This window comes from Polaribacter sp. Hel1_33_96 (assembly GCF_002846595.1).
Lineage (GTDB): Bacteria > Bacteroidota > Bacteroidia > Flavobacteriales > Flavobacteriaceae > Polaribacter.
This window is the reverse complement of the sequence record NZ_PJMV01000001.1, coordinates 1,591,394-1,604,103: the sequence shown is the minus strand read 5'-3', so window position 1 is coordinate 1,604,103 and position 12,710 is coordinate 1,591,394. Positions and strand designations below refer to the sequence as shown.

At 29.7% G+C, this 12,710-nt stretch carries 10 protein-coding genes; 4 read left to right on the top strand and 6 right to left on the bottom strand.

The window, feature by feature from the left end:
- Positions 1-7 precede the first annotated feature (7 nt).
- Positions 8-709 (top strand): response regulator transcription factor, encoded by a 702-nt coding sequence (locus tag ATE90_RS07090; protein WP_036785771.1) that lies wholly within the window; start codon positions 8-10, stop codon positions 707-709.
- A gap of 73 nt (positions 710-782) precedes the next feature.
- Entirely contained in the window at positions 783-1,403 is a 621-nt protein-coding gene (locus ATE90_RS07085; RefSeq protein WP_036785774.1) for an L-threonylcarbamoyladenylate synthase, read from the top strand.
- A gap of 105 nt (positions 1,404-1,508) precedes the next feature.
- Here the strand turns inward: ATE90_RS07085 and ATE90_RS07080 are convergent, their stop codons facing one another.
- On the bottom strand, positions 1,509-2,507 hold the full coding sequence (locus ATE90_RS07080) for a glycosyltransferase family 2 protein (RefSeq protein WP_101451130.1): 999 nt from the start codon (positions 2,505-2,507) through the stop codon (positions 1,509-1,511).
- Positions 2,508-2,573: 66 nt separating this feature from the next.
- A complete protein-coding gene (locus ATE90_RS07075; protein ID WP_036785779.1) occupies positions 2,574-3,017 on the bottom strand; it encodes a type I restriction enzyme HsdR N-terminal domain-containing protein in 444 nt (147 codons plus the stop codon).
- A 17-nt stretch (positions 3,018-3,034) separates the two neighbouring features.
- On the opposite strand from ATE90_RS07075, the gene holA reads away from it, so the two are divergent.
- On the top strand, positions 3,035-4,036 hold the full coding sequence (gene holA, locus ATE90_RS07070) for a DNA polymerase III subunit delta (protein ID WP_101451128.1): 1,002 nt from the start codon (positions 3,035-3,037) through the stop codon (positions 4,034-4,036).
- 72 nt (positions 4,037-4,108) lie between these two features.
- Here holA and ATE90_RS07065 read toward each other — a convergent pair whose 3' ends face one another.
- From ATE90_RS07065 to ATE90_RS07055, 3 genes are all read right to left on the bottom strand, one after another.
- A complete protein-coding gene (locus ATE90_RS07065; protein WP_036785785.1) occupies positions 4,109-5,881 on the bottom strand; it encodes an AMP-dependent synthetase/ligase in 1,773 nt (590 codons plus the stop codon).
- Between the two features lie 76 nt (positions 5,882-5,957).
- Positions 5,958-7,721 carry an AMP-dependent synthetase/ligase gene (locus ATE90_RS07060; RefSeq protein WP_036785788.1) on the bottom strand — a complete coding sequence of 588 codons (1,764 nt, stop codon included), beginning with the start codon at positions 7,719-7,721 and terminating at the stop codon, positions 5,958-5,960.
- A gap of 78 nt (positions 7,722-7,799) precedes the next feature.
- Positions 7,800-8,594: a pentapeptide repeat-containing protein gene (locus tag ATE90_RS07055; protein ID WP_036788146.1), complete on the bottom strand. Its 795-nt coding sequence runs from the start codon at positions 8,592-8,594 to the stop codon at positions 7,800-7,802.
- Positions 8,595-8,880: 286 nt separating this feature from the next.
- Here ATE90_RS07055 and ppdK point away from each other — a divergent pair, with 286 nt between their 5' ends.
- Positions 8,881-11,610, top strand: a complete 2,730-nt coding sequence (gene ppdK, locus ATE90_RS07050; RefSeq protein WP_101451519.1) for a pyruvate, phosphate dikinase — start codon at positions 8,881-8,883, stop codon at positions 11,608-11,610.
- Between the two features lie 260 nt (positions 11,611-11,870).
- Here ppdK and ATE90_RS07045 read toward each other — a convergent pair whose 3' ends face one another.
- Complete coding sequence (locus tag ATE90_RS07045; RefSeq protein ID WP_036785791.1) at positions 11,871-12,674, bottom strand: helix-turn-helix domain-containing protein; 804 nt, start codon at positions 12,672-12,674, stop codon at positions 11,871-11,873.
- Positions 12,675-12,710 lie beyond the last annotated feature (36 nt).

The window sequence follows — 12,710 nt, the reverse complement described above, 5'->3', positions numbered from 1 at the left end:
ATACAAAATGGGAAGTAAAAAGATTTTATTAGTAGAAGACGATCCAAATTTTGGAACCGTTTTAAAAGATTATTTGGCGTTAAACGATTATAATGTTACACACGCAAAAGATGGCATAGAAGGTTTAATTATGTTTAAAAACAGTGATTATGATTTATGTATTTTAGATGTAATGATGCCTAGGAAAGATGGTTTTTCTTTAGCACAAGATATTAGAGGAACCAATAAAGAAGTACCAATTATTTTTTTAACCGCTAAAACATTAAAAGAAGATGTCTTAAAAGGATATTCTGTAGGTGCTGATGATTATTTAAATAAACCTTTTGACTCTGAAGTTTTATTACATAAAATAAAAGCAATTTTACAGAGAAAAGATAGTGATAAATCTAAAGAATCAGAAGAATTTGAATTTAATATTGGTTCATTTTTCTTCAATTCTAAATTACGTCACTTGTCTATTGGTAAAGATGCAGAACCAATAAAGTTATCACCAAAGGAAAGTAAATTGTTGCGGATGTTAGCGATTCATAAAAATGATTTAATGCCAAGAGAACTAGCATTAACTAAAATTTGGAGAGATGATAACTACTTTACTTCTAGAAGTATGGATGTTTATATCGCAAAGCTTAGAAAGTACTTAAAAGTTGATGAGCATGTTGAAATTTTAAACATTCACGGAGAAGGATTTAGATTGGTAGATAAGTCCTAGTAATTCAAAAATTTCTGTAAAAAAACTCAACTTAATGTATTTTAAAGTTGAGTTTTTTTTGTATTTTTAAGATATGGCAGAGTTCATAAAACTATATAATGACAACCCAAATCAGAATCAAATAGATAGGGTTGTTAAAATTTTAAAAAATGGTGGATTAATTATTTATCCAACAGATACTGTTTATGGATTAGGGTGTGATATTACGAACTCAAAGGCCTTAGAAAAAATAGCACTTATTAAACGGGTTAAATTAGAAAAAGCTAATTTCTCTTTTGTTTGTAATGACTTAAGTCATTTGTCTGATTATATAAAACAAATAGATTCGCCAACATTTAAACTTTTAAAGCGTGCTTTACCAGGGCCCTATACCTTTATATTGCCGGGAAGTAACAACCTTCCAAAAGCATTTAAAAAAAGAAAAACTGTGGGAATTCGAATTCCTGATAACAACATCGCAAGAGCTTTAGTACAAAGCTTAGGCAATCCTATCGTCTCGACTTCTATTAGAGATGATGATGATGTTTTAGAATATACCACAGATCCAGAATTAATTTTTGAAAAATGGAATCATTTAGTGGACGTTGTGATTGATGGTGGCTTTGGAGACAATTATGCATCTACCATTATTGATTTAACAGATGGTTATCCGGAGGTAATTAGGGAAGGGAAAGGAAGTTTAGATATCTTATAATTCCAAGAATTAGTATAAAAACTATAATTAAGTCAAAAATTATTTCATTCTTAATTGAATTCATTAGAAGTATAGATTTACAAAAATTTTTCACAAAAAAAACAATTACTTCAGATCTTTAAATTTGCTTCTACCTAAAACAAAATATTGCCAAACGATACTTGTATGTAGATTATAATCTTCTTTTTTTAATAATTCTTTACGCTTTATTAGAAAACTATTAAAATTTTTATAAAAGCTAAAATGTGCCTTAATAATGGCCCAAGTGTGTATTGGTCTTAATTCAACTATAAACTTTATTCCGGCAATGCCATCTAAAAGTAAACGTGAAAAAATTACAAATAAAAACCATTTTTTGGGTACATTCTTCACCACATTTAACAAACTATTTCTAAAATTTAAGAATGTTTTATGCGGATTAGCTCCTTGTAAAGTTGCACCTCCAACATGGTAAACAGTAGATTTTCCAACATATTTTATTTTGTGGCCTATATTTTGAGTTCTCCAACATAAATCAATTTCTTCTTGATGTGCAAAATAATCTTCATCAAAACCTTTCAATGTGTGATACACTTGAGAGCGTATAAATAAACAAGCACCAGAAGCCCAGAATATATCTTTTACATCGTTAAATTGACCTTTATCTGTTTCTAAATGATTAAAAACTCGTCCTCTGCAATAAGGATAGCCATATAAATCTATAAAACCACCACCAGCCCCCGCATATTCAAACTTAGTTTTATCTTTAAAGTCTAATATTTTTGGTTGAATAATAGCTGCTTTTTCATCAACTTTAAAAACCTCAATAATTGGTTTCAACCAATTTTTTGTAACTTCTATATCTGAATTTAAAAGACAATAAATATCTGCATCAATAGATTTTAAAGCATCATTATAACCTTTTGCATAGCCACCATTTATAGCATTTTCAACAATTTTAATTGATGGAAAAAACGCTCTAACATAATTAATTGAAGAATCTGTGGAGGCATTGTCTGCTAAATAAATATCAGCTTCTTGCGAACTAAAGTTTACCACCGATGGCAAGAACTGCTCTAACAGTTTTTGGCCATTCCAATTTAATATGACAATTGCTATTCTCAAGGCCTCAAATTTACATTTTATAAATTAGTTTACGGCTAAAGTTGTCTTAATAAAAAGGATGATTTACTATTTATAATGTGGAATATCTTTTAAGAAAATATAGGTTTCATTTTTAAAATCCATTTTACAGTAAAAATGTTCTAAACCGTTGGTAACAATCAAATAATTGGCTCTTAATTTTAAATTATAACGAGCAATTTGATCAAAAGTATTTTGAGTTATTTTTATGGAAGGAGCTTTACATTCAACAATAATTTCAGGTTTTCCATCTGTATTAAAAATTAAAATATCACTTCTCTTTTTTAAATTATTGATGGTTAATTGTTTTTCAAGAGCAATTAAGGTAACTGGATATTTCTTTTCTTCAATTAAAAAATAAACAAAATGTTGACGAACCCATTCTTCTGGAGTTAAAACTATATATTTTTTCCTTAATTTATCAAAAATAAGCATCTTATTTTCGCTACTTTTGAGTTTGAAATTATAAGTTGGTAGATTGAGTTTTTGCATCAATCAAAAGTAAGAAAATGAACGAAATTAGAAACATTGTTTCAGAGATAAAGAAGGGAAATATAAAACCTATCTATTTTTTAATGGGTGAAGAACCTTATTACATTGATAAAATTTCTGATTTTATTGAAGAAAATATTTTAGATGAGGCAGAAAAAGGCTTTAATCAGCAGGTTATGTATGGTAGAGATTCTAGTATAGAAGATATTGTTTCTTTCGCTAAACGCTACCCAATGATGGCGGAAAGACAGGTTTTAATTGTTAAAGAAGCACAGGATTTAAGCAGAAGTATTGAAAAATTAGTTTCGTATGCAGAAAACCCGCAACCAACAACTGTTTTAGTTTTAAATTATAAATATAAAAAACTTGATAAACGTAAAAAATTGCACAAAGCAATTGCAAAATCAGGATTAATTTATGAAAGTAAAAAGTTATACGAGAATCAAGTTTCAGATTGGATTCGAAGAGTTTTAAGTGGAAAAAAATATCAAATTGAATTAAAAGCGGCACAAATGTTAGTGGAGTTTTTAGGAACTGATTTAAGTAAAATTTCTAATGAGTTAGACAAGTTAATGTTAATTTTACCGAAAGAAACTATTATTGATGATAAGCATATAGAAGATAATATTGGTATTTCTAAAGACTTTAATAATTTTGAATTGCGAAAAGCAGTAGGAGAGAAGAATATTGTTAAATCGAATAGAATTATTAATTATTTTGCTGAAAACCCTAAGAATAACCCACTGGTAATGACAATTTCTTTGTTAAATAGTTTTTTTACACAACTTTTATTGTTTCATGGATTACAAGATAAATCTAAAAGTTCTGTTGCAAAAACATTGGGTGTAAATCCTTATTTCGTAGATGAGTATTTTTTAGCTTCTAGAAATTATCCAATGCGCAAAGTTGCACAAGTTATTGCTTTTTTAAGAGAAGCAGATATTAAAAGTAAAGGAGTTGGGGCTCATCAATCTCATAAAGATATTTTAAAAGAATTACTATTTAAAATTTTACATTAAGAGAGTTCTGATAAGAAATCTATAAAAAAAAACTCCCATAAATGGGAGTTAAATTATAAGTTATGTTTTAAATTATATATAAATTTTATCATATAAATCTTGATAAATATTTTTTATAATTGAACGTTTCATTTTCATGGTTGGTGTTAAATGTCCTCCATCAATAGACCATTCCTCTGGTGTTAATTCAAAACGTTTTATTTGTTCCCATTTCCCAAAGTTTTTGTTGCATTTGTCTACTTCTTCTTGAATCCTTTCTATTACAATCTCTGAAGCTATTATTTCGATATTTGTAGAACCAATTTCAATTTGTTTATGCTGGATCCATTCTCTTAAATATTCAAAATTTGGTTGAATAATCGCTGCTGGCATTTTTTCATTTTCACCCACAACCATCACTTGTTCTATAAATAAAGATTGTTTTAACTCACCCTCTAGTAAAGGAGGTATAACGTATTTTCCTCCAGAAGTTTTAAACATTTCTTTAGTTCTTCCAGTAATTTTTAAAAATCCATCGACGTCAAACTCTCCTTTATCACCTGTATGAAAATACCCATCTTTGATAACTTCAGCCGTTTTTGCATCATCTTTGTAATACCCTTGCATTACATTATGACCTTTTACTAAAATTTCACCAGTTTTGGCAATTTTAACATCAATATCTTTGATAATTCTCCCGACAGTTCCTACTCTAAAGCCACCATTATTTTGGTCATTTACGGATATTACTGGGGATGTTTCTGTTAAGCCATAACCTTCCATAATTGGCATTCCCGCAGCAGCAAAAACACGTGTTAATCTTTGTTGTAAAGCAGCACTTCCAGAAACCATTAATTTTAATTCGCCTCCTAAAACAGCTTGCCATTTAGAAAATATAAGTTTACGAGCTATACCCAATTGTTTTTCATACCACCAACCATTTGCACCATAAGGCTCATATTTTAAACCAAGATTTACTGCCCAGAAAAATAATCTCTTTTTTAAACCTGTTAAATCTTCACCTTTTAAAATAATTTTATCGAAGATTTTTTCATATAATCTTGGAACGGCAGTCATTACCTCTGGTTTAACCTCTTGGGCATTTTCGGTAAGTTTTTCTATTGATTCCGCAAAGTAAATTTCTACACCACAATACTGATATAAATACAAAATCATGCGCTCAAAAATATGACAAACAGGTAAAAAACTTAGGGATCTAGTATTACCATAATCTAAAGGAACTCTTTTTTGAGAATATAAAACATTTTGAACAATGTTATTATGAGAGAGCATTACACCCTTTGGTCTTCCTGTGGTTCCAGAGGTGTATATTAAAGTTGCTAAATCTTCTGGTTTTACAGCATCTTTTCTATTTTCAACTTCATTCTGGTTACTAGTGTCTTCGCCTAATTCTAGAATTTCATTCCAGCTTTTCTCATCTTTTACATCATCAAAAGTAAAAACACCTTTCAACTTTGTTTTACTTTTAATTTGATTTAGTTTTTCCAGAATAGTTACATCTGAAACAAAACAATAAATTGCTTCAGAATGGTTTAAAACATACTCATAATCTTCTTTAGAGATGGTTGGGTAAATGGGCACATTTTGTGCACCAGTTTGTAAAATTCCAATATCACAAATGTTCCATTCAGTTCTGTTGGTACTCGAGATAACTGCAATTTTATCGTTTGGTTGTATGCCTAACTTTAGTAACCCTCTACTTAATTGATTAGATTGGTTTACATAATCTTGTGTAGAAATAGATTCCCATTTTTCATTGTGTTTTGTGGAAAATGCTTTTTTAAGATTGTAAGTTTCTAATTGATAATAAGGAAAATCAAATAATCTAGTAATTTCTGTAGGCATAAGTTCTGTTTTTGTAGTATTGCAAAGTAGTACTTTTACATTGATTTTACAAATACTTATGAATAGACTTTAAGTTCTATGAATTATATATTTTTTGATGCAAATTTTTGTATTTTTCTTTAATTACTTTTCTTTTCATTTTCATTGTTGGTGTTAAATGTCCAGCTTCTATAGACCATTCATCCGGAGTAATTTCAAACTTTTTAATTTGCTCCCATTTTCCAAATTTTTGATTATGAAAATCGATTTCTTTTTGAATTCTAGAAATAATTTGTTCATCGGTAGTAACATCTGTAATTTTATATTCATGACGTTCTGCCCATTCTTCGATGAAACTAAAATTAGGCTGAATTAATGCTGCTGGCATTTTTTCTCCTTCACCAATGACCATCACTTGTTCTATAAAACGAGATTGTTTTAGTTCGCTTTCTAAGGCAGCAGGGGCAATATATTTTCCTCCTGAAGTTTTAAAGATTTCTTTTTTTCTATCTGTGATTGTTAAAAATCCTTGCTTATCAATTTCACCAATATCTCCTGTATGTAAATATCCGCCTATAATGGTTTTATTGGTCATTTCTTCATTTTTGTAATAGCCCAACATCACATTATCCCCTTTCATTAAAATCTCTCCATCATCAGCAATTTTAACTTCTATACCGTCTAAAGGTTTACCAACAGTGCCAATTTTTAAACTATTATTTCGTAGGTCATTTAAAGTTCCTCCTGGAGAAGATTCAGTCATTCCATAACCTTCAAAAATATTAATTCCGGCAGCTGTAAAAACTCTGATTAATCGATGTTGAAGAGGAGCGCTTCCTGAAATCATAAACTGTAAATTACCCCCTAAAGCTTCTTGCCATTTAGAAAATATTAATTTTCTTGCAATGTTTAATTTAAAGTGATAAAAAGCACTTTTTTGATTATAAGGTTCATATTGCTCTCCCAAAGATACTGCCCAAAAGAAGAGTTGTTTTTTAATGCCAGACAATTTACTCCCTTTATCCACTATTTTATCGAAAATTTTTTCTAATAATCTTGGGACCACGGCCAAATAATGAGGTTTAACTTCTCTTATAGTGTCTCCAATTTTTTCTATACTTTCAGCAAAATAGATTTCAAAACCCATGAATAGGTTGTAATAAGAAGCACTTCTTTCAAAAATATGACAAATAGGTAGGTAACTAATAATTCTATTATTTCCTTGAGTTAAATCTATTCCTTTTGCCGTTTTAAAAACGGTAAAAACAATATTTTTATGAGACAGCATAACTCCTTTCGGGGTTCCAGTCGTACCAGAGGTGTAAATAATTGTTGCTAAATCTTCTGGTTTTACATTTTGTTTTAAATCTTCAATTTTATCTTGGTAATTTTCTTTTTCTCCAATTTCCAGAAAAGAATTCCAACTATACGATGTTTGTAAATCCTGAAGAGAAAAAATATTTTTCAATTGGGTTTTATTCGCCACAGATTTAACTTTTTGATACAAGTCATCATCAGAAACAAAACAATATTTAGCATCGGAATGATTTAAAATATAACCGTAATCTTTTTCCGATAAAGTTGCATATAAAGGCACATTTTGTGCACCAATTTGTAAAATACCAATGTCTAAAATATGCCAATTTGGATTGTTATTTGAGGTAATTACTGCAATTTTATCATTTGGTTGCACACCTAATTTCAATAAAGAACTACTTACTTTATTTGCATCAGTTATAAATTGTTGTGTGGAAATACTTTTCCAACTATTTCCTTTTTTGTAGTTAAAACATTTTTTTTGTGGGAAATTTTCTAATTGATGGTAACCAAAATCAAAAATTCGAGAAATTTTATGAGACATATTTACAACTTAATTTCTGACAAGTTAGTAAAATGTTGGAACAAAAAAAAAAGCAACGGAAAGTTAACCTTTTTAAACCTATAGTTTATTACTATTTAATAGGTATTTATTAAAACTTTTTCCGTTAATTTTAGTGTATTTAGAGTCAATCTCATAAGCTACTTTCATATTTGTAATGTTAAATTCTCCTGATACTTTCATGTATTTAATATTTAAGTCTTCTTCAAAATTTGTATTTTTAAAAGAAACTCCATTAAAAAAATTAGTATACTTAAATGTTGCAGAGTCTTTAAATACAGCATTAGAGAAGCTTACATTCGTGTTGAATTTGGCATATTTAAAAGTAGCAGTTTTATTAAAGTTTGTATCCTTAAAACTAATATTTTCATCAAATTGAGCGTATTTAAATGTGCTGTCATTCATAAAAGAAGAACCAGAAAAATCAGAATTTCGTTTAAAACGGGAGTATTTAAACATTGCTTTTCTTTCGAAAGTACAGTTTTTAAATATAACTTCATCTTCAAAGTTAGCAGTGAATATATAACCAGAATCTTCATCAGGAATATAAGCCAAAACATCATTTTTAAAAGTACAGTTTGTAAAAGAGACTTTAACTTCAATTAACTTTTTAATTGTATTATTTGAATCGCTATAATTCCACCAGCTGGTTTTTTTCTTTTTAGGAAGTTTCTCAATAGCTTCATCCATAAATGTAAGATCTAGCACACCCACAATAGTTACATTTTGATAAGAAATTATGTTACCTGCTTTTATCTCTTGCATTATGTCTGAAGCTTCAATATTTTTTTGAGCAAAGCCCATTGTAGATATCAAAAATAAACTGAATGCTATTAGGATAATTTTACTTTTCATTTTAAAAGTTTTTAATTGGTTTACATATGAATGACATTTCATTTTTTAAGTTGTGACACAATCTTCCTTATTTTTTACTAAAAAGTAAATTTATATCGATTTTTTGTATTTTATTTTCAGCTTAAATTAAAAATGTTTGCAAGATATTTATTGTTAAACAATATTCTTTAATTATTTTGTAAAATGCTTATAACATGATTTTAATCACCTTTAATTGTTTGTTTAAAATTTACCTTTAGACATGCTTTTGGTGAAGCATAGTTTAAAATTAATTAAAAATAATATTATGGAAGTATTTCAAAAGGTAAAACCCCGTGTGTATAAATTTGGCGACAAACAAGCTGACGGTAGCAGTGCAATGAAAAACTTATTAGGTGGTAAAGGAGCTAATTTAGCAGAGATGAGTGCCATAGGTATTCCTGTCCCTCCAGGGTTTACCATCACTACTGAAGTTTGTACAGAATATAATTTATTAGGAAAGGAAACCGTTGTTGAGATGATTCGAGAGGAAATGGAAACTTCTATCGAAAATATCGAAACTCTAATGGGAACAAAATTTGGTAATAAAGAGAATCCTCTTTTAGTTTCTGTGCGCTCTGGAGCAAGAGTTTCTATGCCAGGAATGATGGATACTGTCCTGAATCTTGGAATGAATGATGATGTTGTTTTAGGCTTAGCAAAGAAAACAAATAATGAAAAATTTGCCTGGGATTCTTATCGTCGTTTTATTCAAATGTATGGTGGTGTGGTTTTAGGAATGAAACCTGCTTCAAAGGATGATATTGATCCTTTTGAGGAGATTATGGAAAATTTAAAAGAAAAAAGAGGTATCGAACTCGATACTGAATTTACAATTAACGATTTAAAGGATTTGGTATTTGATTTTAAAGAGGCGGTTAAAAAAAGAACTGGTCACGATTTCCCAACAAATCCGTGGGATCAACTTTGGGGAGCAATCATAGCAGTATTTAATAGTTGGAATGGTAATAGAGCCGTATATTATAGAAATATGCATGGATATCCTGCAGATTGGGGTACAGCCGTAAATGTGCAAGCAATGGTTTATGGAAATATGGGAGACAATTCTGGTACAGGAGTTTGTTTTACGCGTGATGCTGGTACAGGAGAAAATGTGTTTAATGGTGAGTATTTAATAAATGCACAAGGAGAAGATGTTGTTGCTGGTGTTAGAACTCCTCAACAAATCACAAAATTAGGTTCAGAACGTTGGGCGGAATTAGCAAAAATTGAGGAAGAAGATAGAGTGCAAAATTATCCTTCTTTAGAAGAATTAATGCCTTCAATTTATAATGAACTTAATTCTTATCAAGACATACTAGAAAAACACTATCGTGATATGCAAGATATGGAGTTTACTATGCAAGATGGAAAACTTTGGATATTGCAAACTAGAAATGGAAAACGTACCGGAGCTGCTATGGTTAAAATAGCAATGGATTTATTGAAGGAAGGGATGATAGATGAAAAAGACGCCTTAACTTCAATACAAGCTATTAAACTAGATGAACTTTTACATCCTATTTTTGATCCGAAGGCCCTAAAAAAAGCAAATGTTATTGCCCAAGGTTTACCCGCTTCTCCTGGAGCAGCGACTGGTAAAATTGTGTTTTTTGCTGATGAAGCTAACAAATATAAAAATAGTATTCTAGTAAGAATTGAAACTTCACCCGAAGATTTAGAAGGAATGAATATTGCCAAAGGTATTTTAACGGCACGAGGCGGTATGACATCTCACGCGGCTGTTGTAGCCCGAGGTATGGGGAAATGTTGTATTTCTGGTGCGGGAGCTTTAAAAATAAATTATAAGACTAGAACACTTAAAGTTGGAGGTCATGAATATCATGAGGGAGATTGGATTTCATTGAATGGTTCTACGGGTAATATTATAGAAGGTAAGGTTGCCACGATTGAACCTGAATTAAGTGGTGAATTTGCAGAAGTGATGGAACTTTCGAATAAGTACGCAATAATGAAAGTAAGAACTAATGCAGACAGTCCGAAAGATGCGAAGATAGCGCGTAGTTTTGGAGCACAAGGTATTGGTTTAACAAGAACTGAGCATATGTTTTTTGAAGTGGATAGAATAAAAGCAATGCGCGAAATGATTTTAGCGGAAACTGTTAAAGGTAGAAAAAAGGCATTAAAAGATTTATTACCAATGCAACGAGCAGATTTTGAAGGTATTTTTGAAGCTATGGAAGGTTTACCGGTAACAATTCGTTTATTAGACCCGCCGTTACATGAGTTTGTGCCTCATCAATTGGCTACTCAAAAAGAATTAGCAGATGAAATGCATATTTCATTACAATCAATAAAAAATAAAGTTTCAGAATTGGAAGAATTTAATCCAATGCTTGGGCATAGGGGTTGTAGATTAGGAAATACCTATCCAGAAATTACAGAAATGCAAACGAGAGCTATTATTGAAGCTGCTTTAAATCTAAAAGAAAGGGGTATTCATTCTAAACCAGAAATTATGGTTCCTTTAGTTGGAACTGTTAAGGAATTTGAGTTTCAAGAAGAGATTATTAGAAGTACAGCAAATAAAATTTTTAAAGAAAGAGATAATAAATTGGAGTATTTAGTTGGAACAATGATAGAAATTCCAAGAGCCGCATTAATGGCAGATAAAATTGCGGAAAAAGCAGATTTTTTCTCTTTTGGAACCAATGATTTAACACAAATGACATTTGGTTATTCACGTGATGACGCAGGTAAATTTCTACCTACTTATATTGAAAAAGGGATTTTAAAAGTTGACCCTTTTGAGGTATTGGATCAAGAAGGAGTAGGGCAATTAGTTATAATTGGAACAGAAAGAGGTAGAAGCGTAAAATCTAATTTAAAAGTAGGGATTTGTGGAGAACACGGAGGAGAACCCAGCTCTATCGAGTTTTGTTATAATTCAGGAATGGATTATGTGAGTTGCTCACCATATAGAGTACCAATTGCGAGATTAGTTTCTGCACAAGCAGCTATTAATTCAATTAAATAATATTTATATAATTTAATACGATGATAAAACCCAGAAGTTTAATACTTCTGGGTTTTTTTGCGAAGACTTTTCATCAATCATAAATAATTTTTTTAGTGTTGTAAAAGTAAAAAGACCAAATAGTTAAATTTGGTCTTTTTAAATTTCATAGCAATAAATTTATCAATTAATCCCCTAAAATAAATTAATAATCTATTGATAGATTGTTTCACAAAGATAATACGGCAATAACAAAAAGAATTGTAAAAAAACGTAAAAATTTACTGGTTTAGGTATGATTTTAATAATAAGTAATCTTTTTTTAAAAATGATTTTAAATTTTGCTTCATGAACAATTTAAAATCTTTTGCAAAATGCGAAGAGTCGTAATAGTTATATTTATAAATTAGATCTTTTAGCTCAATATCTCCGGAATAGTATTTTCTCATTAGTTGTTGAAAACGAAATAATCTTATATACCTGCCAGGAGTTAACCCTACTATTTTTTTAAATTGTACTTCCAATGTTTTTTGTGAAGTTGAAATTTCATTTATTATGTCTAATACATTCAATAGGCCCTCTTTTTCTCTAATTAGGTTAATAGCATCATCAATTTGTTTAGTATTTTTATCAATATGAAGAAATGAGTTTAAAAAAAAAGAATTTAAATTTTGAATCAATTCTTCAGGTCCTTTAGATTTTTTGAAAATTGGCAAAAGTTTATTATAAAAAGATTCATTAATTTGTGCTAAAGGCAAGTGCCTACTCTTTAATTTAGATACATCAATATTCAATAATTTATGAAGTGCTGTTGGGTGAAAATTAGCTCCGATGGACTCTGTAATAGAAACGGATGAAAAATCATATGACCTAAAGTACTGACCAGTAACCATAAGGTCAGTTAGAAGTGTTTCATTACCCTTAAAAACAATTTTTTGGTTACCATCTGGAATGTATAATAAATGCGTTAATCCAATAGGTAAAATAACAGATTTAAAAGGAATGTCTTCCTTTTCAAAAGAAAGGTAGAAGTATTTCTCAATTAAATGAGGAACTTCATTAGATTCAAAAAATTTATTATCCATAGCTTTTCAAATGTAGCTATGAAATTAAATAAATAC